The 25,458-nt window shown below is 67.0% G+C and carries 23 protein-coding genes; 12 read left to right on the plus strand and 11 right to left on the minus strand.

What is annotated here, in order from left to right; translation table 11 throughout:
• Positions 1-170: 170 nt before the first annotated feature.
• The 6 genes from HF886_RS07385 (at position 171) to phoU (ending at position 7,233) form a co-directional block, all read left to right on the plus strand.
• The gene (locus HF886_RS07385) at positions 171-632 is read left to right on the plus strand and encodes a hypothetical protein (protein WP_169621263.1); all 462 of its coding nucleotides are present in this window, start codon (positions 171-173) and stop codon (positions 630-632) included.
• Positions 633-762: 130 nt separating this feature from the next.
• Positions 763-1,362 carry a DUF937 domain-containing protein gene (locus HF886_RS07390; protein ID WP_169652041.1) on the plus strand — a complete coding sequence of 200 codons (600 nt, stop codon included), beginning with the start codon at positions 763-765 and terminating at the stop codon, positions 1,360-1,362.
• 258 nt (positions 1,363-1,620) lie between these two features.
• The gene (locus HF886_RS07395; protein ID WP_169621264.1) at positions 1,621-2,574 is read left to right on the plus strand and encodes an acyl-ACP desaturase; all 954 of its coding nucleotides are present in this window, start codon (positions 1,621-1,623) and stop codon (positions 2,572-2,574) included.
• Between the two features lie 159 nt (positions 2,575-2,733).
• Positions 2,734-3,876 carry a tRNA dihydrouridine synthase DusB gene (gene dusB / locus HF886_RS07400; RefSeq protein WP_169621265.1) on the plus strand — a complete coding sequence of 381 codons (1,143 nt, stop codon included), beginning with the start codon at positions 2,734-2,736 and terminating at the stop codon, positions 3,874-3,876.
• 807 nt (positions 3,877-4,683) lie between these two features.
• On the plus strand, positions 4,684-6,444 hold the full coding sequence (locus HF886_RS07405) for an LCP family protein (protein ID WP_346765314.1): 1,761 nt from the start codon (positions 4,684-4,686) through the stop codon (positions 6,442-6,444).
• 81 nt (positions 6,445-6,525) lie between these two features.
• Positions 6,526-7,233, plus strand: a complete 708-nt coding sequence (phoU, locus tag HF886_RS07410) for a phosphate signaling complex protein PhoU (RefSeq protein WP_169621267.1) — start codon at positions 6,526-6,528, stop codon at positions 7,231-7,233.
• A gap of 75 nt (positions 7,234-7,308) precedes the next feature.
• On the opposite strand, the gene pstB is transcribed toward phoU, so the two are convergent.
• The 6 genes from pstB to HF886_RS07440 form a co-directional block, all read right to left on the minus strand.
• Complete coding sequence (gene pstB, locus HF886_RS07415) at positions 7,309-8,085, minus strand: phosphate ABC transporter ATP-binding protein PstB (RefSeq protein WP_169621268.1); 777 nt, start codon at positions 8,083-8,085, stop codon at positions 7,309-7,311.
• 51 nt (positions 8,086-8,136) lie between these two features.
• Positions 8,137-9,048 (minus strand): phosphate ABC transporter permease PstA, encoded by a 912-nt coding sequence (gene pstA / locus HF886_RS07420; protein ID WP_169621269.1) that lies wholly within the window; start codon positions 9,046-9,048, stop codon positions 8,137-8,139.
• 3 nt (positions 9,049-9,051) lie between these two features.
• Positions 9,052-10,104 carry a phosphate ABC transporter permease subunit PstC gene (gene pstC / locus HF886_RS07425; protein ID WP_169651946.1) on the minus strand — a complete coding sequence of 351 codons (1,053 nt, stop codon included), beginning with the start codon at positions 10,102-10,104 and terminating at the stop codon, positions 9,052-9,054.
• A gap of 53 nt (positions 10,105-10,157) precedes the next feature.
• Entirely contained in the window at positions 10,158-11,282 is a 1,125-nt protein-coding gene (pstS, locus tag HF886_RS07430; protein WP_169621271.1) for a phosphate ABC transporter substrate-binding protein PstS, read from the minus strand.
• Between the two features lie 186 nt (positions 11,283-11,468).
• The gene (gene mshD, locus HF886_RS07435; protein WP_169621272.1) at positions 11,469-12,377 is read right to left on the minus strand and encodes a mycothiol synthase; all 909 of its coding nucleotides are present in this window, start codon (positions 12,375-12,377) and stop codon (positions 11,469-11,471) included.
• Positions 12,374-13,105 (minus strand): response regulator transcription factor, encoded by a 732-nt coding sequence (locus tag HF886_RS07440; RefSeq protein ID WP_169621273.1) that lies wholly within the window; start codon positions 13,103-13,105, stop codon positions 12,374-12,376. Before HF886_RS07440 ends, mshD begins: the two co-directional genes overlap by 4 nt.
• Before the next feature lie 183 nt (positions 13,106-13,288).
• On the opposite strand from HF886_RS07440, the gene HF886_RS07445 reads away from it, so the two are divergent.
• The 6 genes from HF886_RS07445 (at position 13,289) to HF886_RS07470 (ending at position 17,294) form a co-directional block, all read left to right on the plus strand.
• Positions 13,289-14,071 carry an LmeA family phospholipid-binding protein gene (locus tag HF886_RS07445; protein WP_169621274.1) on the plus strand — a complete coding sequence of 261 codons (783 nt, stop codon included), beginning with the start codon at positions 13,289-13,291 and terminating at the stop codon, positions 14,069-14,071.
• The gene (locus tag HF886_RS07450; RefSeq protein ID WP_169621275.1) at positions 14,068-14,490 is read left to right on the plus strand and encodes a thioredoxin family protein; all 423 of its coding nucleotides are present in this window, start codon (positions 14,068-14,070) and stop codon (positions 14,488-14,490) included. Before HF886_RS07445 ends, HF886_RS07450 begins: the two co-directional genes overlap by 4 nt.
• A 276-nt stretch (positions 14,491-14,766) precedes the next feature.
• Positions 14,767-15,231 (plus strand): DUF4395 domain-containing protein, encoded by a 465-nt coding sequence (locus HF886_RS07455; protein ID WP_169621276.1) that lies wholly within the window; start codon positions 14,767-14,769, stop codon positions 15,229-15,231.
• Positions 15,232-15,281: 50 nt separating this feature from the next.
• Positions 15,282-16,115 carry a sulfurtransferase gene (locus tag HF886_RS07460; protein WP_169621277.1) on the plus strand — a complete coding sequence of 278 codons (834 nt, stop codon included), beginning with the start codon at positions 15,282-15,284 and terminating at the stop codon, positions 16,113-16,115.
• Positions 16,116-16,117: 2 nt separating this feature from the next.
• Positions 16,118-16,423, plus strand: a complete 306-nt coding sequence (locus tag HF886_RS07465) for a DUF1416 domain-containing protein (protein WP_169651947.1) — start codon at positions 16,118-16,120, stop codon at positions 16,421-16,423.
• A gap of 205 nt (positions 16,424-16,628) precedes the next feature.
• Positions 16,629-17,294 (plus strand): FABP family protein, encoded by a 666-nt coding sequence (locus tag HF886_RS07470; protein ID WP_169651948.1) that lies wholly within the window; start codon positions 16,629-16,631, stop codon positions 17,292-17,294.
• Here the strand turns inward: HF886_RS07470 and HF886_RS07475 are convergent.
• The 5 genes from HF886_RS07475 to HF886_RS07495 all read right to left on the minus strand — a co-directional run bounded on the left by HF886_RS07475 (position 17,291) and on the right by HF886_RS07495 (position 25,378).
• Positions 17,291-19,051 carry a BCCT family transporter gene (locus HF886_RS07475; protein WP_346765323.1) on the minus strand — a complete coding sequence of 587 codons (1,761 nt, stop codon included), beginning with the start codon at positions 19,049-19,051 and terminating at the stop codon, positions 17,291-17,293. The genes HF886_RS07470 and HF886_RS07475 overlap by 4 nt on opposite strands.
• Positions 19,052-19,410: 359 nt before the next feature.
• Positions 19,411-21,057 (minus strand): thiol reductant ABC exporter subunit CydC, encoded by a 1,647-nt coding sequence (cydC, locus tag HF886_RS07480; RefSeq protein ID WP_169652043.1) that lies wholly within the window; start codon positions 21,055-21,057, stop codon positions 19,411-19,413.
• Positions 21,058-21,083: 26 nt separating this feature from the next.
• Positions 21,084-22,829, minus strand: coding sequence for a thiol reductant ABC exporter subunit CydD (gene cydD / locus HF886_RS07485; protein ID WP_169651949.1), 1,746 nt, complete (start codon positions 22,827-22,829; stop codon positions 21,084-21,086).
• A complete protein-coding gene (gene cydB, locus HF886_RS07490; RefSeq protein WP_169651950.1) occupies positions 22,826-23,863 on the minus strand; it encodes a cytochrome d ubiquinol oxidase subunit II in 1,038 nt (345 codons plus the stop codon). The genes cydD and cydB overlap by 4 nt, the downstream gene beginning before the upstream one ends.
• Before the next feature lie 12 nt (positions 23,864-23,875).
• Complete coding sequence (locus tag HF886_RS07495) at positions 23,876-25,378, minus strand: cytochrome ubiquinol oxidase subunit I (RefSeq protein WP_169651951.1); 1,503 nt, start codon at positions 25,376-25,378, stop codon at positions 23,876-23,878.
• Positions 25,379-25,458 lie beyond the last annotated feature (80 nt).

Consider the following 25,458-nt stretch of genomic DNA (forward strand, 5'->3'; position numbering starts at 1 on the left):
GTGCGGCCCTCCCTGGGTCCTCGGTAGACGCGCCTCAGCCTACGGACCGGTCCGAGTCGTCGAACGTGAATCGGTCCGCCTGCGTTTCTATCCGGTGACCGAACGCTTCTTTGGATACGGTGAGTCCGCAAAACGAATTGTCTCGGTTCGTTTTCGTTTCAGGGGGGAACATGCGCAGTTTCGTGGACCTGGGCCTGTTTCTGGCCGCAGTCGCACTGGGTATCGGGGCGGTGCTGCCCGTCGTCGGAGGTGTACGCCCCACCCAGATCCCGTTGTCGGGATTGCGTGACGGGTTCGCGAGCGCGGATCTCGCCGGCATCGCTTCGCCCGGCTTGCCCCTCCACGAATCTCTCGCGGTGCCACTGGCTGTCGCGGCCGTCCTGCTCCTCCTCGCGGCCTTGTTCGACTCCGTGATCACCGGATGGGTCGGAACGCTTCTGGGGATCGTCACGGCAGTCGCGTTCTGGGCGCAGATCTTCTCCGCGCACGGTGACTACGTGCAGGAGAACCGCCGGACCGCGCTCACCAACCAGAACGGCACGGTGTTGTTGCTGAGCGGCATCCTCGTGGCGTTGCTGTGCTGCCTGGTCGCGCTTCGTCGACCCCCCGGTGGCGCCGACTCGTTCGATTGACAGGTTGCCTGCCGGATCGGCACCACCCGGCGGCCGGGCTCTCCCTGCGGTGCGGTTCGTAACGGCGGCAGTCGCTAATCTCGGCCGCACGGGCGGCCGCGACGGGACGCCCATGACCAGGCAGGTGCTCATGGCAAGTCTCGACGAACTCCTCTCCCAGATCCCCCTCGACCGTGTGGCCGAGCGCCTCGGCGTCGACCGGCAGACCGCGGAGACCGCGGTGCGTGCGGCGCTGCCCACGCTCGTCGGTGGACTCGGTGCCAATGCACGCGATCCGGAGGGAGCGGCCTCGCTGATGTCGGCACTCGACGAACACTCCGGTTCGGGTGTTCTCGACGGCGGGGTGAACGTGGACGAGGTCGACGCCGCAGACGGCAGCAAGATCGTCTCCAACGTGTTCGGGGAGAAGAAGGAACAGGTGATCAGCACCCTGGGTGCGGTCAACGGATCCGGCGGGAACGACCTGATTGCCAAGCTTCTCCCGATCCTCGCGCCCATCGTGCTCTCCTACCTCGCAAAGCAGATCACCGGCAACGGCGCCACCACGGCCGGCGACGCTCGGCCGAGCGGTGGGATCGGCGACATCCTCGGAGGTCTGCTCGAAGGCGCGGCCGGTCGTTCCGGTGCGGGTGGCGGCGGCATCGGGGACGTTCTCGGCAGCGTGCTCGGGGGCAACTCCGGCGGCGGTCTCGGCGGGATTCTCGGTGGTCTTCTCGGCGGCAAGCGCTGAGCCGGGACACCGACGACGACGCCGGCGCCCTGTCGGCGTCGTCGCCCGTTTCGACCGCTCCCCCGCCGTGTCGGGGGCGGCCTCCGGCCGTAGACCGGATCCGGCCTGTACGGTGACCGGCGAACGATTGTGATCGGGGACACGGATAAGACCTGATCACGGCAGCATGTTGTACCGCGTGACAGCGCAGTACGACATTTACCTACGGTTCCGTAGGCTGACAGAGTTCATGCGACACCACACGGAGGGTACGAAGGTATGACGCGAGTCCTGACACAGTTGGAGTTGCTACGCGAGCTGGAGCCCGTTGCCGAAGCGAACGTCGACCGTCACCTGTCGATGGCGAAGGACTGGCATCCTCACGACTACGTCCCGTGGGACGAAGGACGCAACTTCGCTGCGATGGGCGGAGTCGACTGGGAGCCCGAGCAGTCACAGCTCGGCGAGGTCGCCAAGGCTGCGATGATCACCAATCTCCTCACCGAGGACAACCTGCCCTCGTACCACCGCGAGATCGCGGAGGCGTTCTCCCGGGACGGCGCGTGGGGTACCTGGGTGGGCCGCTGGACCGCCGAGGAGAACCGCCACGGCATCGTGATGCGCGACTACCTCGTCGTCACCCGCGGTGTCGACCCGGTGGCACTCGAGAATGCGCGCATGGAGCACATGACCAACGGCTTCGGTTCCCCGAACGAGACGGGAATGCTCCATTCGGTCGCGTACGTGACGTTCCAGGAACTCGCGACGCGCGTGTCGCACCGCAACACAGGTCTGGCCTGCAACGACTCCGTGGCCGACAAGATGCTGCAGCGGATCGCCGCCGACGAGAACCTGCACATGATCTTCTACCGCAACATCTGCGACGCCGCGCTCGACGTCGCGCCCGTGCAGGCACTGGAGGCGATCGTTCACGTTCTCCGCACCTTCGAGATGCCCGGAGCGGGGATGCCCAATTTCCGCCGCAACGGAGTGCTCATGGCGAAGCACGGCATCTACGACCTGCGTCAGCACCTCGACGACGTGGTGATGCCGGTGCTGCGCAAGTGGCGGATCTTCGAACGCGATTTCGGAGCCGGTGGCGCCCAGCTCATCGACGAACTGGGGACCTACCTCGAAGAACTCGAGCGCCAGGCCGTGAAGTTCGAGGACATGCGCGACCGGTCGCTCGCACGCGAAGCAGCCAAACTGGAACGCGCGGGCGCCCTGTCCTGACCCCGGACCGAGGTTCGTCCCGGCAGATTCGGGGCCTACGTCGGTAAACGGTTATCCTGTGCCCGGTACCGCTCTCGGTACCGGGCACAGTCGTATCCCCGGCGAGGTACCGCGGGAGTTCGCAGTCTTGTTGAAACACAACGCTTTCAGAGGTTCTTTATGTCACCCCTTCGCATCGGCTCGCTCGAACTGAACAGCCCGGTCGTGCTGGCGCCGATGGCGGGAGTGACGAACGTCGCATTTCGCACTCTGTGCCGCGAACTCGAACTCGAACGAGCCGGAAGCACCTCCGGGCTCTACGTGTGCGAGATGGTCACCGCCCGCGCTCTGGTCGAGCGACATCCCGTCACCATGCACATGACGACGTTCGGCCCCACCGAAACCCCGCGTTCACTCCAGCTGTACACCGTCGATCCCGACACCACGTACGCGGCGGCGAAGATGATCGTCGACGAGAACATGGCCGATCACATCGACATGAACTTCGGCTGCCCGGTGCCCAAGGTCACCCGGAAGGGCGGCGGGTCCGCCCTTCCGTACAAGCGCCGACTGTTCGGGCAGATCGTGGCCGCTGCGGTGCGGGCCACCGAGGGCACCGATATCCCGGTGACGGTGAAGTTCCGGGTCGGCATCGACGACGAGCACCACACCCACCTCGACGCCGGGCGCATCGCCGCCGACGAGGGCGCGGCCGCTGTGGCACTTCACGCCCGGACCGCCGCGCAGCGGTACTCGGGCGCTGCGGACTGGAACGAGATCGCCCGGCTCAAAGAGCACGTCACCACCGTCCCGGTTCTCGGCAACGGCGACATCTTCGACGCGGGGGATGCGGAGAAGATGATGACCCAGACCGGGTGCGACGGCGTGGTCGTCGGTCGCGGCTGCCTGGGCCGCCCGTGGCTCTTCGCAGAACTCAGCGCCGCGCTCAACGGCCAGGAGATCCCCACTCCTCCGTCCCTGGGAGAAGTGACGCAGATCATGCGGCGCCACGCCGAGCTGCTCGCCGACCATCACGGCGAAGACCGCGGCACTCGCGAACTCCGCAAGCACATCGCGTGGTACCTGCGCGGCTTCCCCGCCGGGTCCGAAGTCCGCAGCGGTCTCGCGCGGGTGTCTTCGCTCGCCGAACTCGATGATCTGCTCGGAAAACTCGACGCCGACGTGCCGTTTCCCGCGGATGCGGAGGGCCCCCGTGGGCGTCAGGGTTCACCGAGCAGCGTCGCACTGCCCGAGGGCTGGCTCGACGATCCGGAGGACACCTGCGTCCCGGTAGGTGCCGACATCATGCACTCGGGCGGGTAGGAGTCCTTACCCTTCCCGTCGTGTGCGCGTCCACATGAGGGGTCCGTCACCGGCCGCGTGTACCGCTTCGGTAACAGACGGTCAGTATCATGACGGGATCATTGCGCACCGCCCCCTATGCGGGCGGTGCGCGCGAATGCGGTCGACCCGCGGAGAGGCAAGGCACCGGTGGACGAAGGGCACGACTCGGGCCTGCCCGACAATCGCGCTCCTTGGGAACGTCCGATAGCCGACCCCACCTTCCGTGAGGCTCCGTCCGGGCATCGCCGCCGCAGTCGTGCCCGCCGCGCCGACATCCCGGCCGACGGTGCGCGTGCCGGTGGCGCTCATTCGGAGGATGCCCGTTCCAGAGGTGCGCATTCCGCGGAGGCGCAGTCCGAGGGTGACCACGCGGCAAGCCGCCGTGATTCCGGCCGGAACCGCCGCGCCGCGGACGCCGGCGACGGGGAGCGGCTCACCGTCGCGGACCTCGTCGACAAGGTGTCGCGCCGAGACGGGTCATCTCCCTCGACGCCGACGCCGCCTGTCACACCCCCGGTCACGCCGCCGGTCACGGCGTCGTCCTCACTGCCTCCCGCACATCCGCGCAACGGTCTTCCCGCGAGTCCGCCCGACCGGCCGGTTCCTCCGCCGCCCGCGGGCCGGCCCCTTCCCGCATCGCCTCCCCCCGTACCACCCACCGCAGCACCTCCTGCCGCACCACCGCCTCCACCGGTGCGAACACCGCAGCCCGGCCCCCCGCGGCCACCTGTCGCCTCGCCACCGCCCGTCGCCCCGCCACCGCCCGCCGCCCCGCCGCGGCAGCCCGTGGTGCCGCCGCCCCGTGCGGCCGTTCCCCCGCCCGGCCCCCCTCCGCCCCGGCGCGCACCCCGGCCTCCCGTCGAGGACAGTCCGACCGAGTTGATCGCGCCGGTCGACGACGACTTCGAGGCCGAGCCCCCTGTCGACGACGACCTGCACGACGAGCCCGTCCACACCCGGACGGTCCGGGCGCACGCGGCACCGAAAGAGGTCGGAACAGACGGACTGACCCGCCTCGAGTCGAGCAAGCGACGGAAGGATCGCAGGCTGCGCGTCGCGGCCCGGTCCGCGGTCGCGTTCTTCTCGGTCCTCGCACTCCTCGGCACCGGATCGGTGTGGGCATACGTGAAGTCGACGGAAGCGGGTTTCTCGCAGATCGCGGCGCTCGACACGGAGTCCGCCGACATCGTCGACGCGGCCGGGCAGACCGGCGACGAGACCTATCTCATCGTCGGCACCGACACCCGTGCCGGAGCCAGCGGCGCGGTCGGAGCCGGCACCACCGAGGACGCGGAGGGAGCCCGCGCCGACACCGTGATCCTCGTCAACATCCCGGCGGACCGCAGCCGTGTCGTCGCGGTGTCGTTCCCCCGCGATCTCGATGTGGAACGCCCGGTGTGCCGGGGCTGGGACAGCTCGACCGGCGACTACAGCTCGGATACCTTCCCCGCGGCGGACGGCGACAAGCTCAACGCCACGTATGCCCTCGGTGGGCCGAAATGCCTGGTCAAGGTCATCCAGAAGATGTCCGGGTTGAAGATCGGCCACTTCGTCGGCATCGACTTCGCCGGGTTCGAAGCCATGGTCGACAAGGTCGGCGGGGTGGAGGTGTGTACCACCACACCACTCGAGGACGGGGAACTCGGCACCATTCTGGACTCGCCCGGCACGCACACGCTGAGCGGCCACAAGGCACTCGATTATGTCCGGGCGCGCTACGTCTTCACCGAAGGCAACGGCGACTACGGCCGGATCACCCGGCAGCAGAAATTCCTGTCGTCGCTGCTGCGCTCGGCGCTGTCGAACAAGGTCCTCCTCGATCCGGGCAAACTCAACGGGTTCATCAGCGCGTTCACCAGCGCGACGTTCGTCGAGAACGTCAACACCGAATCGTTGGTCAAGCTGGGCCGCTCACTGCAGAACGTCGACGCCGGAGCCGTCACCTTCCTGACCGTGCCCACCGCGGGAACGAACGACTGGGGGAACGAAATCCCCCGGCTCGACGACATCGAGTCGATCTTCACCGCGATCATCGACGATCTCCCCCTCCCCGGTGAACGGCGCGAGGAACCTCAGGACGACGCCGGTGCCCCACCACCGGAGCCGGCTCCGACTGCTCCCGCTCAGATCGCGGTCGACCCGGGCACGGTGAGCGTGCAGGTCTCCAACGCGTCCGGTGAGTCCGGTCTGGCAGCCCGGATCGCCGAAACCGTCGGGGCGTACGGCTTCCCCGTCTACGAGGTCGGCAACTACTCGGGCACGAGCGCCAAGACGGTGATCCGCTTCGCGGCGGGCCAGGAGGCCGAGGCGATGACCGTCGCCACGGCGTTCCCGGGCGCTGTGCTGCAGGAGGCTCCCGCATCCGCCCAGCTCGGTTCGATCGTCGAGATCGTGCTCGGGACCGGGTTCGACGGCACGGTCGTCGCCCCCACTCCTGCGGGAAGCCGGCTCGAGCCGGTGAAGATCGAAGCGCCCTCCAGCAAGGATTCGATCGAACTCCCGCCCGATCTGTCGATCACCAACGCAGGGGACGATCTCTGCGGGTGACGCCACTCCGGCCCACTCGTTCACCCGGGGTTCACCCGATGCTCGTGACCTGTACTTTTCCGCACCGTAGGGTGTGCCATTATGCGCGTCGTCTACAACGTACAAATGAGCGAACTCGGTGACCTCCTCGGAGAGATGGCCGGACTCGCCGGACTTGCAATGGAGCGGTCCACCGAAGCCCTACTCACCGCCGATCTCGGCCTCGCCGAGCAGGTGATCGAGGAGCACGACAAGATCACCGACCTCGCCGTGGTGTGTGAGGAGAAGGCGTTCCAGCTCCTCGCCCTCCAGGGGCCGGTCGCGGGCGATCTCCGAGCGGTGGTCAGCGGTATCCAGATCGTCGCCGACATCGATCGCATGGGCGCACTCGCCCTGCACATCGCGAAGGCGACCCGCCGGCGTCATCCGAACCACGTGCTTCCCGACGAGGTCAAGGGATACTTCGCCGAGATGGGCCGCATCGCGGTAGCCCTCGGCGGGGCCACCCGCGAAATCCTCGAAACCCGCGACCCGGAGCGCGCGTTGCGTCTCCATCACGAAGACGAAGCGATGGACGATCTGCACCGCCATCTCTTCAAGGTCCTCATGGACCCGGAGTGGAAGCACGGCGTCGCCGCGGCCGTCGACGTCACCCTGCTCGGTCGCTTCTACGAGCGCTTCGCGGACCACGCGGTGGAGGTCGGCCGGCGCGTGATCTTCCTGGTCACGGGCAAGCTCCCCACGGAAGAAGACATCCGCGAACTGGGTAACAAAGTCGACAAACTGACGGTGTACCCCACCGAATCCTGATTCGTCCGAGACACGTGAAGGCCCCGGCGGGATGTTCCCGCCGGGGCCTTCGCGTGTGACGCACCAGGTGCCGGGTCAGCCGAAACGACCCGAGATGTAGTCCTCGGTGGCCTTCTGGGTCGGGTTGGAGAAGATCTTCTCGGTGTCGTCGATCTCGACGAGCCGACCCGGACGGCCGGTCGCCTCCAGGTTGAAGAATGCGGTCTGATCGCTCACGCGCGCAGCCTGCTGCATGTTGTGGGTGACGATGACGATCGTGAAGTCCTGCTTGAGTTCGGCGATCAGATCCTCGATGGCGAGGGTCGAGATCGGGTCGAGCGCGGAGCAGGGCTCGTCCATGAGCAGCACGTCGGGCTGGACCGCGATCGCGCGCGCGATGCACAGTCGCTGCTGCTGGCCACCGGAGAGACCGCCGCCGGGCTTGTCGAGGCGGTCCTTGACCTCGTTCCACAGGTTCGCGCCGCGCAGCGACTTCTCGGCAACCTCGTCGAGCGTCTTCTTGTCGCGTGCGCCCTGCAACTTCAGGCCGGCGACCACGTTGTCCCGGATGGACATGGTGGGAAACGGGTTCGGGCGCTGGAACACCATGCCGATGGTCTTACGCACGCCCACCGGATCTACGTCGGCGCCGTAGATGTCTTCACCGTCGAGCAGCACGGATCCCTCGACGCGGGCGCCGGGGGTGACCTCGTGCATCCGGTTGAGCGAGCGCAGAACGGTGGACTTGCCACAGCCCGACGGCCCGATGAACGCGGTGACGCTCCGGGGCGGCACGGAAAGGGTCACGTCGGCAACGGCGTGGAACTTTCCGTAGAAGATGTTGACGTCCTTGAGATCCAGACGCTTGGCCATTACAGGCTCCCTACTGGTGTATCGATGTCGTGAGAGAAGGTCATGCGGCGGCTACTTCCTCGAGCCGACCTGCGAGTAATGGCTGATCACCTTGGCCGCGACGTTCAGCACCGCGATCACAAGAATCAGTGTGAGGGCGGCGCCCCAGATGCGCTGCGAACCGGCGGCAGTCGGGTTGTTCATTTCGGCGACCATGACACCGGGGAGCGAACCCTGCTCACCGCCGAACAGGTCGAAATTGATGAACGGCGCGTACCCGACCAGGATCAGCAGCGGCGCGGTTTCGCCCATGACCCGGGCGAGGGCGAGCATGATGCCCGTGATGATTCCGGCCATCGACGTGGGAAGGACGATCCTGACGATGGTCTTCCACTTGGGCACACCCAGCGCGTAGGAGGCTTCGCGGAGGTCCTGCGGCACGATCCGCAGCATCTCCTCGGTGCTGCGCACCACCACCGGCACCATCAGCAGCACGAGCGCGAGGGATACCGCGAAGCCCGACTTGGGCATTCCGAACGTGGACACCCACAGGGCGTAGATGAACAGCGCCGCGACGATCGACGGCACACCGCTGAGGATGTCGACCATGAAGGTCGTGATCTTCCCGAGCTTGGACCGGCCTGCGTACTCCACGAGGTAGATCGCGACGAACACGCCGAGCGGTATCGAGATGATCGCGCAGACGAGTCCCTGCAGCAGGGTGCCCACCAGTGCGTGATAGATGCCGCCGCCTGTCGAAGAGGCGGTCAGGCCGCTCAACGAGTGGGTGAACCACGTGGCCGACATCAGGGCCGGAAGGCCCTTGGCGACGACCGTGGCCAGCACCCAGACGAGCGGCACCAGCGCGACGAGTACCGACAGGGTCACCAGCACGGTGGCGCCGACGTCGGTGATGCGCCGGCGGGTGCTCACCTTCTGGAAGGTGGGTGCCTTGACGGGCGAGTCGAGGGTTGTCGTCGACATCGGTCAGTCCCTCTTTCCTGCGACCACCATGCGGGCCGCGGCGTTGACCAGGAAGGTCAGCACGAAGAGCACCAGGCCGGCAGCGATGTAGGCACCTGCCTGGATGTCGTTGTTGAACTCGGCGTAGCCGAGAGCGATCTTCGACGCGATCGTGGCGCCACCGTCGAACAGGGACCACGAGAACCCGGCGGACGTCGTGCGCAGGATCAGGTAGAGCGCCATCGTCTCACCGAGTGCGCGGCCGAGACCGAGCATCGATCCGCTGACGTAGCCGGACTTGCCGAACGGGATGATGGTCGTCCGGACGACCTCCCAGCGGGTGGCTCCGAGCGCGAGCGCGGCCTCGATGTGCGCGACCGGCGTCTGGACGAACACCTCGCGGCTCACCGCCGCGATCGTCGGCAGGATCATCACTGCCAGGACGATCCCCGCGGTGAAGATCGTGCCACCGCCCGCGATCGAACCGCTGCCCGTGGCGAACAACGGGAACCAGCCGAACGTGGTGTTGAGCCACGAGGCGATCGGGCGCAGGAAGGGCGCGAGCACGAGCACCCCCCACAAGCCGTAGACGATCGACGGGACCGCGGCGAGCAGATCGATCACGTAGGCGAGCGGCTTCTTGAGGCGGCCCGGGCAGTAGGTGGTCAGGAAGATCGCGATACCGAGCGCGACAGGCATCGCGAGGGCGAGCGCGAAGAGCGAGACCAGCACCGTGACCTGGAACAGGTCGAGGACGCCGAAGGCCATGTCCTCGATGTCCTGCGTGATCCACTGGTCGCTCGTGAGGAAGTTGACGGTGTTGCGCTGCAGAGCGGGCACGGCACGCCACACCAGGAACACCGCGATCGCGCCGATGATCACCGAGATCAGGATCGCGGAGCCGGTGGCCAGCGAGCCGAAGATGCGGTCGCCCGGTCGCACGACAGTCTTGTGCGTGCGCTCCGAGGGTGGTGTGGTGCTGATCGTTGCCTCCGTAGTACCAGGGTGACCGCCCGTTCCTGACCGGGCCGGGTCGTCCGACTCCGTACGAGCCGTTTTCGTGGGCGCGTCAGTCATGTGCGCTCATATTCTCTCTGGGCGTGTTCGTCAGGAACGGGCGGTCCACCGATCTATTCGGACGCGATGGCGTCGATCGACTGGGTCAGACGCTCCTGGAAGGAGCTCGGCAGCGGCACGTAACCCTGTTCCCCGAGGCCGTCCTGACCCTCGTTGGCCGCCGAGAGAAGGAACGACTTCACAGCGGAAGCGGTGTCGGCGTCGTATCCGGCGGAGCAGACGATCTCGTACGTGGCGAGAACGAGCGGGTAGGTGCCCGGCTCGGTGCTCCCGAAGATCGAGGACAGGTCCAGCGTGAGATCACCTTCGACCGCGGGCGCGAACTCGGCGCCCTCGATTGCCTTGGCGGCGGACTCCTCGGTGAGTTCGACCGGGCCCGAGCCGTTGTCGATCCGCGCCATGCTCAGCCCGTTCTGATCCGCGAACGACTTCTCCACGTAGGTGATCGAGCCGGGGGAGCCGCTCACTGCCTGCGCGACGCCCGCTGAGCCCTTCGCGCCTTCACCGGTGCCACCGGTGAAGTCGGATCCCGCGCCGGTGGTCCATGCACCGTCGGACGCGACCTCGAGGTACTGCTGGAAGTTGTCCGTGGTGCCCGACGAGTCGGAGCGCACGATCGGCGTGATCGCGCTGTCGGGCAGGTCCACACCCTCGTTGAGTGCGGCGATGGCCGGATCGTTCCACGTGGTGATCGAGCCGTTGAAGATCTTGGCGGTGGTCGCGGCGTCGAGCACGAGGCCGTCGACTCCGTCGAGGTTGTATGCCAGCGCGACCGGGCCGAACACCAGCGGAAGGTTCCAGGCGGGGTTGCCGGCGCAGCGCTCGAGAGCCTGCTCGGCCTGCTCACCCTTGATCGCGGAATCGGACCCGGCGAAGTCGATCTGCCTGGCGGTGAACTGTGTGCGACCGTCACCCGAGCCCGTCGGGTTGTATGCGACGTTGACCGTTGTGCCCTTCTGCGAGCACACGGCGATGTAGGTGGCCACGAACTGGTCCATCGCATTCTTCTGTGCGGATGAGCCGGCAGCGGACAGGTTGGGTTTTCCCTCACAGGTGGCACTGGACGCGGACGCATCCACATCTATCGAACCCGAGTTGTCGTCGGTACCGCACGCGGTGAGCGTGAGAGCACCGACCGCCAATGCGCCCAGCAGGGCACCATTGCGCTTGAGGTTCACCTGTACTCCTCCGGAGTTCACGACCGCTGACCGAAGGCAGCGGAATCGAGGCGCGGGTGATCCCTGCGCCGGGCCGCCACAACGGACCCGTATGAAAAAACTAGGTGCTCACGGTTGACTGACGGACGACCCCGGGTGAACGGGGGATGAACAGACCGGATACACCTGGCAGCACTGTTGCCGCGGTCACGATCGGGCGTAGGCGACGTCCACGTGGAAACGCTCGAATCCCAGCTTGCCGTAGGTGTTGAGCGCCGCGGTGTTGTCACCTTCGACGTAGAGCAACACGGTGTGGAGCCCACGGTCGCGGAGGTGATGCAACCCCGCGAGTGTGAGCAGCCGTCCCAGGCCGCGACCCTGCGCGGACGGGTCGATGCCGACGACGTACACCTCTCCGAGGGCTTCCTCCCCGTCCGTGGCCGGATGCACCTTCGTCCAATGGAACCCCAGCAGGACATCGGGATCGGCGGCGTCGAACGCGAGGAACAACCCTTCGGGGTCGAACCACGACTCCGCGCGGCGCTCCGCGACGTCGACGTCCGTCCAGCGTCCTTGCTCGGGATGCCACTCGAAAGCCGCCGCGTTGACCCGGAGCAGTTCGGAGTCGTCGTTCGGCCCCTGGTAGGTGCGCAGCACGATCGAGTCCGGTACCGCGACGGCGGGTAGTTCGGGGACGTCGAGGGGGCGGCGGAGCTGGAGCAGTTCACGAACGCCGGTCAATCCCAGCCGGTGTGCCACAGCGCGCGCTGCCGGAAGGTCACCGTGTGCCCAGACCCGGGCGCCGTCGCCGCCGGCCGTCAGCGCGGCGTCGACCAGTTCACCGCCGAGTCCCTGCCCCCGATGGGCGGGGTCGACGACCACTTCGGCCATGGCGGGATGGTTCTCGTGCGCGGGTACGAGGTTCGCGTAGCCGACGACGGTGTCGTCGACCGTCCTGATCAGGTGTCTGGCGTCGCTGTCGCGGGTGAGGGAGTGGATCACCTGCTCCGAGACCGGCGCGGTGCCGTCGGCAGCGCCCGCTCGGGCGATGACGTCGCGCACCCCCTGCGCCTGTTCGGACGACGGAAGACCGGTGAACTCGGACGCAATGCTCATTCGGCGAATTCTGCCTCGGACTCCTCGAGTTCCGGGGCGATACCCCCTGCTTTGTTCCGGGAGGACGGCCGGACAGCCTTGTAGCCGACGTTGCGGACGGTCCCGATCAGGGATTCGTATTCGGGGCCGAGCTTCGCTCGCAGGCGCCGGACGTGCACGTCGACCGTGCGGGTGCCACCGAAGAAGTCGTAACCCCACACCTCCTGCAGAAGCTGTGCACGGGTGAACACCCGGCCGGCGTGCTGGGCGAGGTACTTGAGGAGTTCGAACTCCTTGTACGTCAGGTCGAGGGGACGACCACGCAACCGGGCGGTGTAGGTGCCTTCGTCGATCGACAGTTCACCGAGGGTGATCTTGCCCGAACTCTCCGCGCTGACGAGGCCGCCTGCACGTCCGACGAGAAGGCGCAACCGCGCATCCAGTTCGGCCGGGCCGGTGGTCGTGAGCAGGATGTCGTCGAGGCCCCACTCGGGATTCACGGCAACCAGGCCGCCTTCGGTGAGCACCGCGATAACCGGGATAGCCGACCCTGTACTGCCGAGCAGACGACACAGTCCTCGTGCTGCCGCGAGATCGCTGCGCGCATCGACGATCGCTATGTCGGCAGAACTGGCCTCGAGCAGCGACGATACTTCCGTCGGAGCCGGTCGAACCGAGTGCGCCAGCAGCGCCAGCGACGGCAGGACCGCGTCCGGGTTCGGGTCGGAGGTCAGAAGGAGAAGCTCCACTGGGCCTCCAGTTCCTCGCGCTACCAGCGCGGATCGGGTGCGTAAACGACGTGCTACAGATTAGCGCTCTGTTTGTTACCGGCATGTAAGCACGACGTCGCAGAAGATCGATTCCCACATTTCGGACACGCTGCTCGCATCCGCGGCACGGTGCCCGCGGCCGCGTCGGCCACAATGGGAGGCGTGCGCAAACTGATCTTCGGTCTCGTGGTCCTGCTCGGAGTCGCCGTTCTCACCGACTTCGGCGCGGCGGCGTGGTCCGAGTACCGCGTGTCTCGTGCACTGCGCGAGGGTGGCGTACTCCAGGCCGATCCCGCCGTCACCATTCACGGCTTCCCGTTCCTTCTCCAGGCCCGCAACGGGCATTACGAGAACGTGGAAATCGTGGCCGACGGAGTGCACACCGAGATGCTCGGGGACATCACCGTCGAAGCGAACCTCATCGGCGCCCATGCCGCCGCGGGCGAACTGCTCGACGGGTCGATCCGTACCGTGCCGGTGGACCTCCTGTTCGGCCGCGTCATGATCGACGCCACCGAACTCGGGCAGCTCTACAACATCCCTGACCTGCAGATTTCCGCCCCTCCGGAGAGCAAGTCCGACGGGACCGGCGGGTCGGGAGGATCCGGTCCGACCACTGCCGGCGGCGTCGTGCTCACCGGTACCGTGCCGGTCGGGCCGGAGCCCGCGACGGTGAGCGTGCAGGCCGACCTCGTGCTCGACGGGGACCGCGTGCACATCGTGGCGTCCGACCTGTACTTCGGCCGGGAGGGGCGCGCGGACTTCGCGGTGCCCGACGCGCTGAAGCCGGTCGTGCTCGGGTTGTTCACCACGACGATCGAGCCTCAGGATCTGCCCTTCGGCGTGAAGCCGACGTTCGTGGAGGCACGAGGATCGCGCATCGTCATCGAGGGCGAGGCGCACAACACCACGATCGATCTCACCGAGGTGCAGGCAGCCCCGTGATCGCACTCGTTGTTCTCGCGATCGTGATCGTCGCCACGCTCGGCGTCGGAGTGATGTTGCGCACACGCGAAGGCAAGATCCGCGCGAGCAGCCCGGAAGGCGCCGGATCTGACTACGTCGACCCTGCGCTCGCGGCGGTGGGGGTGGGCGGCGGCGTGCCCGTGATCCTGCACTTCTCCGCGCCGTGGTGCGGACCGTGCGCATCCGTCCGGCGCGTGATCGCCCGTGTCCTCGGCGACACGTCCGGAGAAGCACTCGACGTGGAACTCGACCTCGACGAAAACCCGCTTCCCGCCAGGCAGCTCGGGGTGATGTCGCTACCGACGACCTTCGTGTTCGACGCCGCCGGACGCGAGCGCTACCGGGTGTCCGGTGTACCGGAGGCCGCCGACCTCCGCGCGGCCCTCGCATCTCTGTAATACGCAGTGGTCCTATTTCCCCCGATCTTCGGTTAAACTCCTCGCGTGCACACACGCCAGGAGCTGATGCTCACCCGACGCCGCGCAGTCGACCTGTGCCGCCTCGGCGCGTGTTGTTGTACCTGCTCCTGACGCACGGCTGCTGAGTAGTCACCGCGGGCTCCTGTCCCCGCTCCGCAGTTGCTGACGTCTCCCCCGATGCGTTTCCCCGCGGTCGGTCGCCGTTCGGCGACCGAATCCCGCTCAGCTATCCCGGATCCCAGCAGGAGCACTCTCATGTCCGTTCCCGGTCCCACCCGTACCGGTTCGCAGGTCGACGTCCGCGGACCGCGTTTCGCAGCGTGGATCACCACCGCCGTCTTGGTCGTCGTACTGCTCGTCTCGACGGTCTCGAACACCGTTGCGGGCGTTGTGCTCGGGGTGCAGGCCCTCGTCTTCGCGATCGGCGCAGCGTTCGGTCCGCGGCGCAGCCCGTACGGCGCGCTGTTCGCAGGCCTGGTCGCACCACGATTGGGCGCACCTTCCGAGACCGAACCTGTTGCGCCACTGCGCTTTGCACAGTTCGTCGGCTTCGCATTCGCGGCTGTCGGCACCGTCGCGTTCGCGCTCGGCGCCGGAACCGTCGGAATCGTGGCCACCGGCTTCGCGCTGTTCGCCGCTCTCCTGAATGCCGCCTTCGGCTTCTGCCTCGGCTGCCAGATCTACCCACTGATCGCTCGGTTGCGTTCCGTCGCGGCCTGATCACCACCCGGCTTCAACAACCACACGCACCATCACCGAAAGGAATATCCATGGCTCGCTCCGACGTCCTGGTCTCCGCCGATTGGGCAGAGCAGAATCTCGATGCACCCAAGACCGTGTTCATCGAGGTCGACGAGGACACCAGCGCCTACGACGGCGGCCATATCGAAGGCGCCATCCGGCTGGACTGGCGCAAGGACCTGCAGGACGGCGTCCGCCGCGACTTCCTGAATCAGGAACAGTTCTCGGCGTTGCTGTCCGCCAAGGGCGTCGCCAACGACGACACCGTCGTGCTGTACGGCGGCAACAACAACTGGTTCGCCGCGTATGCCTACTGGTACTTCAAGCTGTACGGCCACCAGGACATCAAGCTCATCGACGGCGGTCGCAAGAAGTGGGAACTCGACGGCCGTCCGCTGTCGAAGGACGAAGTCACCCGGCCCGCAACCGAATACAAGGCACAGGCACCGGACACGTCGATCCGTGCCTTCCGCGACGAGGTGATCGACGCGATCGGTTCCAAGAATCTCGTCGACGTGCGTTCCCCCGACGAGTTCGCCGGCAAGATTCTCGCCCCGGCCCACCTGCCGCAGGAACAGGCACAGCAGCGTGGCCACGTCCCCGGCGCCGTCAACATCCCCTGGAGCACCACCGCCAACGAGGACGGCACCTTCAAGTCCGACGACGAACTCACCGCGCTGTACGCGGCGAAGGGCTTCGACGACAGCAAGGAAACCATCGCCTACTGCCGTATCGGCGAGCGCTCGAGCCACACCTGGTTCGTGTTGCAGGAGATCCTCGGCAAGAAGAACGTCAAGAACTACGACGGCAGCTGGGTCGAGTACGGCTCGCTCGTCGGCGCACCGATCGAGTTGGGAGCATAAATATGTGCGGAGCACCTGTTCAGAGCCAGAACCTGCCCGCGGGCGTGGACGTCGAGAAGGAAACGGTCATCACCGGCCGCGTCCTCAACGCCTCCGGTGAACCGGTCGGTGGCGCATTCGTGCGTCTGCTCGACGGCACCGGCGAGTTCACCGCCGAGGTCGTCGCCTCCGCCACCGGCGACTTCCGGTTCTTCGCCGCGCCCGGCGAGTGGACGGTGCGCGCACTGTCGAGTGCCGGAAACGGCACCTCGACGGTGAGCCCCAGCGCTCCGGGCGTCCACAACGTCGACGTCACGGTCGCGAAGTAGCACGCGGCAAAGACTGGAGCCACGGCTCCGGAACACAGGGCCTCGCCCCCGATCACCGGGAGCGAGGCCCTTTGTCGTGAAGCGAAGCCGGTGCAGTCTAGAATGACCCCGTGGTCATCTTCTTCGAACTCTTGCTGGTCCTTGCAGCGGTGCTCATCACCTGGTTCGCGCTGTACACCATCTACCGTCTGGTCTCCGACGGGTCATGACGGACCAGTCGGACGGCGGTACTCGGCGTAGCGGCGACGAGGCCATAGCGCAGGCCGCAGAGCGTGCGCGGGTCACCGCCGAGCTGAATATCCCCGTCCTGTCCGGTCTGCCCGGCGTCGACGACACCGCGAACCTGCGGCGCGGCGCCGATCTGAACCCTGCCCTGCTCGCGCTCCTTCCGCTGGTGGGCGTGTGGCGCGGCGAGGGTGAGGCACACGACCCCGAAACCGCCACCGACTACCCGTTCGGTCAGCAGATCGTCGTCGCGCACAACGGCGGTGACTATCTCGTATGGGAAGCCCGCTCGTGGCGCCTCGACGAGAACGGCGACTACGTCGCCGAGGACCGTCGCGAAAGCGGATTTTGGCGCGTCTCCGGTACCGGCGGCCCCGACAGCGACGACCCCGAAACCCTCGAACTGCTGCTCACCCACAGTTCCGGTGTCGTCGAGTTGTACTACGGCACCGCCCTGACCCAGTCGTCGTGGGAACTCGCCACCGACGTGGTGATCCGGACCAGGTCCGGCGAAGTCGTGGGCGGCGCCAAGCGCCTGTACGGCATCGTCGAGGGCGGCGACCTCGCCTACGTCGAGGAACGTGTCACCCCCGACGGCGACATGCGGCCGCGCATGTCTGCGCGGCTCGCACGCCACGTCGGCTAACGAGCCCACTCCGCTTCCGCGCCCGCGTGGCTTTCCGCCCCGGGCGCCGATCCGTTGCCCGCGTGGGCCGAGGAGCCTTCCCGCTCGTCTCGTCCGCCGTCGTCTCCGTCGATCTCGTCCGGGATGGCGCGGGTCACGACCACGACCTCCGGCGCCGGACGGCTTGCCGCAGCCTCGAGGTCCTCGGCGGTCTTGACTTCGGTCCACTGCCGGGTGACCGGTTCGGGGAGTTCACCGAGATCCTCACGGATTCCGCGCACCAGGCTGTACATCATGACGAAGCCCATCACGAAGAAGGGCAGACCGACCACGGTGATCACCTGCTGTAGCGCGTCCAGACCGTCCTTACCGGTCGCGACGAGCATGGTGGCAGCGACCAGGCCCATGATCACGGCCCAGAACAGCCGCTGATGCATGGGTGCCTTCCCTTCGGTGCCGCCGGACATCATGTCCAGGACCATGGCAGTCGAGTCCACCGAAGTGACGAAGAAGATCACCACCAGCAGGATCGCAATGCCCGACACCAGCCCTGTAAGCGGGAAGTTGCCGAGGAATTCGAACAGCGCACCGGGGATGTCGCCCGCATCGACGACACGTTCGACAAGACCCCCGTCACCCTCGAGCTCGATGTGGAAGGAACCCATCCCGAAGATGCTGAACCAGATGACCGAGAAGAGCACCGGCAGAGCCAGCACCCCGGCGACGAATTCGCGGATTGTCCGGCCGCGCGAAATGCGCGCGATGAAGATGCCGACGAACGGCGACCAGGTGATGGTCCAGGCCCAGTAGAACACCGTCCAGGTGTTCTGCCAGCCGGAGTCGGCGAACGTGTCGTTCCAGAACGCGAGGTTCGGCAGGGTGTCGGCGTAGATGCCGACGGACTCGATCATCCCCTTGAGCAGGAACAGGCTGGGGCCGGTGACCAGGACGAAGATCAGAAGCATCACCGCGAGGCCGATGTTGAAGTTCGACAACCGCTTGATGCCCTTGTCGAGACCGAGAGCCACCGAGATGCCCGCCATGACAGTGACGAGGGCGATGAGCGCAATCTGGATGATGCCGGACTCCTCGAGTCCGAAGAGCTGGGCGAGGCCGGCGTTGATCTGGAGCGTACCGAGGCCGACGGACGTCGCGACCCCGAAGATCGTGCCGATGATCGCAACCACGTCGATCGTCTTGCCGATCGGACCGTAGATCCGCCCGCCGAGCAGGGGCGCGAAGATCGAGCTGACACGGGGCGGGAGCTTGCGCTTGTAGATGAAGTAACCGAAGCACAGACCCGGCAGTGCGAAGATCGCCCACGTGTGGAATCCGAAGTGGTAGAGCGTGAAGCCCATTGCTTCACGCGCGGCCGCCTCGGATTCCGGCGCCACGTCCTGCTGTGGAGGATTCGCGAAATGGGAGATCGGTTCCGCAACGCTCCAGAACATCAGGATCGTGCCGATTCCCGCCGCGAAGAGCATCGAGAACCACGCGAGGGTGGAGTGCTCGGGACGCTCGTCGTCGCCGCCGAGCCGGACGCGTCCGTAGTGCGTCAGCGCAATGATCACCAGGAAGATCAGGAACGTCGTGACGCCCAGGATGTAGAACCATCCGAGGTTGGTCATGATCCAGCCCGACGCCGTGCTGAACACGTTGTCGACCGTGGTCGTGAAGGCAACCGTGAGGACGACGAACACCAGCGATATCAGCGCGGAGGTGAAGAAGACGCCTGGTGACGTGCGTAAACGGAGGGCGTCGTGGGCTTTTGTCAGGATCGGCACGTCACGGTCTACCCCGTTCGTAGCTCTCACTACACATGGGTCTCGTCACATACGGGATCTCGTTACCCGCGGGGTCGTGTCCACGGGGATCTCGTGCCTTCCCACCCAGCGGCCCCGAGACACGAACGACCCCCGAGTCGTCTCGGCGAGCCGGAGGAGATCCGGGACTCGACGAGCCCGGTGGGACGATCCGGGGACTCGGGGGTCGGGTGACTACCTGGTATTCGCCGGCCGCTCGCGGTCGGAGAACGCTGTCGTCGACGAGCGGCTAGCGGGCAGCCACCTCACATGTCCGAAGAAAACTCACTTTCAGACCACCTCCTTCCTCGTGTACCAGCGAAGGTACGCCCGGCTCACGCAGTCGGCAACGTATTTTTCTCGACGTGCATCACGACGTCGGCGGCGGTATCGGACGGCAGCTGGTGTGTCACCACCACCACGGTGCGTTCGGGGTCGACGAGACCCGCGTCCCGGTCGAGCAGGCGGCGTTGCAGACGTGCCGCATCGTCGGCGTCGAGGTGTTCCCCCGGTTCGTCGAGCAGCAGGATCCGCGCGGGCGACAGCAGTGCCCTGGCCAGCAGCAGTCGCCTTCGCTGGCCGCCGGAGAGCGCCCTCGCGCCGGATTCGAGCACGGTGTGCACGCCCTCCGGTAGCCCTGCCACCCACGGTCCGAGCCCCACCGCTTCGAGCACGGAGTACGCCTCGGTCTCGTCGACGTCACCGCGCGCGACGCGCAGATTTTCGAGGACCGACGTGCCGAAGACGTGCGCGTCCTCGGCGAAGAATCCGACACGGTGGCGCAGCGCCGCGGGCTCGAGTTCCTCCAGTGGCACACCGTCGAGCGTCACGCTGCCCGAGACCGGGCTCAGCAACCCGGCCAGGGTCATCAACGTCGTGGTCTTGCCGCTGCCGCTCGTTCCCACCAGCGCGACGCGGGCACCGGGAGCCAGGTCGAGGGTCACAGGGTTCGTCGCGGAACCGCCGGGCCACCCGCTCCGCAGGTTGTCGGCGCGAAGCCGTCCCGGTCCGTCGACAGGGCGGTCGCCGTGCGGGACCGACCGGTCGGCGCGATCGAGCAGGTCGTTGATCCGCCGGGACGCGATCCGCGCCCGGACGAGGGTCTGCGCCGCCGCGGGCAGCACCGAGGTCGATTCGAACGCGGCGAGGGGCAGCAGGACGAGGACGCCCAGCGTCGTGGGGCTCATCGCGGCGGGACCGGACCCGAACACCGTGATACCGATCAGCAAGGCTCCGAGGACGCTCGCTCCCACCGCGAGGGGTGCGGCCGCGTCGGCGAACGCGGACGGGACGGCGGACCTGTCGGTGGCACGCACGGCCTCGACGCCCGACGCCCGAGCGCGCCGGGACGCGCGGTCGAGTTGGCCCGAGACCCGCAGTTCCGCCGCGTGATCGAGCACGGTCACGGCGTCGTGGGCGAACCGGTTACGAGCGTCGTCGCCGTCGGTCTCCGCTTGCGTTGCGGCCCGTGCCGACAGCCACGGCGCCAGCACGCCCGCGACGAGCAGCGCGACGGCGAGCACGGCTCCGGCGGCCGGAGAGATCACCGCGAGAACGATGACGGCGGCGGACGAGAGCACGGCGGAGACGGCGATGGGGACGAGTGCCCGGACGACGACGTCTCCGAGCGCATCGACGTCGGCGCCGGTGCGTGCGAGAAGATCACCGCGCCGCAGGCCCGCCGACGCCGCGGGGTCACCGTCGGCGAGCCGCTGATAGAGACGGGACCGGGCCGACGTCATGCCGCGCAACGCGGTCTCGTGCGTGGCGAGTCGTTCGAGATAGCGGAACAGGCCGCGCGCGACGCCCAGTGCGCGCACCGCGACGACGGCGACCGTGAGGTCGAGTACCGGCGGCATCTCCCAGGCTCTGATGATCAGCCAGGCCGACAGCCCCGACAACATGAGCGCACTACCCAGGGTCGCCACGCCCGCAAGAATCGCGAGCGCGACCCGCCGTGGTTCGAGTTCGAGCAGCGCCATCGCACGGCGCAGATCCGACGATGCGGTCACGACGCACCTCCCGGACGGACCTCGACGATGCGGTCGGCGATGGCCAGCAGACTCGGGCGGTGCGCCACGATCACGACGGTGCGGCCGTCGCGGGCGAGTGCGGTCAGGGCGTCGAGCACGGTTGTCTCGGTGTCGGGGTCGAGGTGCGCGGTGGGTTCGTCGAGCAACAACACGGGCCGCGACGACGCGAGCGTGCGCGTGAGAGCGAGCCGCTGTCGCTGTCCCAGGGACAGTCCGCTGCCTCCGGCGCCGACGACCGTCTCCCATCCCTGGGGAAGCTCCGCGAGTACCGAGTCGAAACCTGTTGTGGCGCAGACTGTACCGAGGTTCGGATCGGCAGGGTCGACGCCGGTGAGCCGGAGGTTGTCGGCGAGCGTTCCGGGCAGCAGCACGGGGTGCTGCGGGAGCCATGCCACCTCGTTCCACCATGCCTCGTCGCCGGCTACGGGCCGCCCGTCGACGGTGATGTCTCCCTCCGCCACCTCGGTGAGTCCGAGGAGGGCGAGCAGCGCGGTCGACTTCCCGGAGCCGTTCTCTCCGGTCAGTACGGTGACCTCACCGGGCCGGCACTCCGCATCGAGCCGGTAGGGAGCGAACCCGTCCCGGCTCGCAACGCTGACGTTCCGGAAGACGATCTCGCGCCCAGCGGCGGAGACAGGTTCACCCGCCACCGTGGCGCGGTGCTCCGTGCCCGCCGGCGCCGGTTCGTGCGCGGTGTGTTCGGGGGCGGTCCGTTCGGGAGCGACAGCCAGAATCGCAAATGCTCGATCCGCCGCGGCCGTGCCGTTCTCCGCGGCGTGGAACTTCGCTCCGACGGTGCGGAGCGGGAAGTACGCCTCCGGCGCGAGGATCAACGCGATGATGCCGGCTTCGAGCGGCATCCCGCCGTAGACCAATCTCATGCCGATGGTCACGGCGACGAGCGCAACCGAGAGTGTGGCGAGGAATTCCAGGACGGTGCCGGACAGGAACGCCACGCGCAGCGCCGACATCGTGGTGCGCCGGTGGTCCTCGCCGAGTTCGCGCACCCGCGCGGCAGGGCCCTGCTCGCGGCCGAGCGCGCGGAGGGTGGGCAGACCTGCGAGCAAGTCGAGCAACTGGGACGAGAGGGTGGTCATCGCGTCGAGCGTGCGGTCCGCTTTGCCCTTGGTGAGCAGTCCGATGAGGATCATGAAGATCGGGATCAGCGGCAGCGTGACGATGATGATGATCGCCGACGTGAGGTCGTGCAGGGCGATGACGACGATCGTGACAGGCGTCAGCGTGACCGCCAGGATCAGAGCCGGCAGGTAGCCGGTGAGGTAGTCGCGCAGGCCGTCGAGCCCTCGGGTCAGCACGGTGGCGATCTCGTCGCGACGCGGATCCAGTTCTCGGGGCGGCAGGGTCGCGGCCGCGTCGAGGACCTCGCTCTCGAGTTCGGCGATGACGCGGCTCGCCGAACGATGCGCGTATCGGGAGTGCAGCCAGGTGGCGACCACACGCACGGCGACTGCCCCCGCGAGGACGAGCAATTCGGTGCGCCAGTCACCGAGGGTGCGGGCATCGGTGGTGATGACCCCCGCCAGCACCGTGCCGATCATCAGGGCGCTCACCACCACCATCACGACATCGACCAGCGACGTCAGAACGGTGAGGGCGAGGTACCCCCGTGCCGATGCCGAGTATCGCCACAGCCGTGGGTCGATCGGTCCCCGCCGGCGCTTCTCGGCGCCGGCGGGAACGGTGGCAGCGGCAACCGTCATTTGGTGCCGATCTTCAGACCGATGGACGGCGGGATGTGCGAGGTCGAGATCCGCTGGCGGAACACCCAATAGGTCCACCCCTGGTAGAGCAGGACCACGGGCGTGACGGCGACGGCGGCCCACGTCATGATCTTCAGTGTGTAGGCGCTCGACGACGCGTTCTCGATGGTCAGCGACCACGCCGGATCGAGGGTGGACGGCATGACGTTCGGGAACAGTGCCGCGAACAGCAGCACGATCGTCGCCGCGATGGCCACGGTGGTGAACACGAAAGCCCAGCCCTCGCGCTCGGCGGCGACCAGCGCGACAACGGCGAGCAGTGCGGCCGCAGCGACGGCGACGAGGATCAGCGTCCAGGTCTTGCCGTAGGCGAGCTGGGTCCAGACCACGAAGGACCCCGCGACCAGAACGGTCGGGATGGACAGCCGGCGCGACAGCCTCACCGCGTCGGTGCGGATGTCACCCGAGGTCTTCAGCGCGATGAACACCGCGCCGTGCAAGGCGAAGACCAGAGCTGTGGTGACGCCGCCCAGCAGTGCGTACGGGTTGAGCAGGGCGAAGAATCCACCCACGTACTGCTTGTCTGCATCGATCGCCACGCCGCGCACGATGTTCGCGAACGCGACGCCCCACAACACGGCCGGAACCCAGGAGCCGAAGATGATGCCCCAGTCGCAGCGTCGCCGCCACACCGGATCGTCGATCTTGCCGCGCCACTCGATCGCGCACACCCGGACGATCAGGGCCAGGAGGATCAGCAGCAACGGAAGGTAGAACCCGGAGAACAGGGTTGCGTACCACTCCGGGAACGCGGCGAACAATGCGCCGCCAGCGGTGATCAGCCACACTTCGTTGCCGTCCCACACCGGGCCGATGGTGTTGAGCAGGACCCGGCGACGGGTGTCGGCACTCTCGGTCTTACCGCGGCCGAGCACGGGGAAATGCATACCGACACCGAAGTCGAAGCCTTCGAGGATGAAGTATCCCGTGAACAGAACCGCGATCAGGATGAACCAGACTTCTTGGAGTCCCATCAGAGATCTCTCCTAGTACGCGAAGGACAACTGCTTCGGCTGTGTGTCGTCGTCGGAACCGTCGTCGGAACCGGGTGGCTGCGCGTCGTGCGGCTGCGGGCCTTCCTTCGCGTACTTGCGGATCAGCCAGAACCAGACCACACCGAGTGCCGCATAGACGACGGTGAATGCGATCAGCGACGCCAGGACGGTCGCGGGGGCATGGTCGGAGACACCCTGTTCGACGGTGAGCCGGATCATGTCCACTCCCGTGGGGTTCGGGTGCACGACCCAGGGCTGACGCCCCATCTCGGTGAAGATCCAGCCCGCGCTGTTCGCCAGGAACGGTGTGGGAATCGCGATGAGCGAGAGTTTCGCGAACCACTTCTGGTCGGGTACGCGTCCACGCCGCGTGACCCACAATCCCGCGAGTGCGAGTGCTGCGGAGCCGGCGGCGAGGCCGATCATCGCGCGGAAGGACCAGTAGGTGACGAACAGGTTGGGGGTGTAGTTGCCCGGGCCGAACTGCTCCTCGTACTGCGCCTGGAGGTCTTCGACACCTTGCAGCGTCACGCCCGAGAATTCGCCCTGGGCGAGGTACGGCAGCACGTAGGGCATCTCGAGCACGTGGACGACGCCGTCACAGTTGTTGTGGGTGCCGAGCGTGAGAATCGAGAAGTTCGGGTCCGTTTCGGTGTTGCACAACGACTCTGCCGAGGCCATCTTCATCGGCTGCTGCTCGAACATCAGCTTCGCCTGGACGTCGCCGGTGACGAACAGGGCGACACCCGCGATGAGCATCACCACCAGGCCGAGACGCGTCACCGGGCGGAACAGTCCCCGGGCGTCGTTCTCGAGCTGCTGGGCTTCCTCCGGCTCGGACGCACGGATCTCCTTGGCACGTCGCATGTTCCGTACCATCCACCAACCGCCGATGCCGGCGATGAACGTGGCGGCAGTGAGGAACCCACCGGCCACGGCGTGCGGATATGCCGCCAGCGCGGTGTTGTTGGTGAGCAGTTCCCAGATACTCGTCAGTTCGGCGCGACCGGTCTCGGGGTTGTAGGTGGCACCGACCGGATGCTGCATGAACGAGTTGGCCACGATGATGAAGTACGCGGACGCGTTGACGCCGATGGCGACGAGCCAGATGGTCGCCAGGTGGACGAGTTTGGGCAGGCGCGACCAGCCGAAGATCCACAATCCGAGGAAGGTGGATTCGAGGAAGAAGGCGACCAGCCCTTCGAGGGCGAGTGGCGCTCCGAAGACGTCACCGACGAAGCGGGAGTATTCGCTCCAGTTCATGCCGAACTGGAACTCCTGCACGATGCCGGTGGCGACGCCGAGCGCGAAGTTGATCAGGAACATCTTCCCGAAGAACTTCGTCAGCCGATACCAGTGATCCTTCTTGGTGACCACCCACATCGTCTGCATGATCGCGACCAGCGGCGCGAGACCGATGGTGAGCGGGACGAGGATGAAGTGATACACCGTCGTGATCCCGAACTGCCACCGGGACAGATCCAAGACGTCCATTGCCACTCCGAGGTGAGGCCCGAATACGAGGAAGTCCGAATCCAGGGCGCGGGCCGACGCTCCGATTTCGGACACTTGGC

This window comes from Rhodococcus sp. 105337, from assembly GCF_012844225.1.
Taxonomy (GTDB): domain Bacteria; phylum Actinomycetota; class Actinomycetes; order Mycobacteriales; family Mycobacteriaceae; genus Rhodococcus.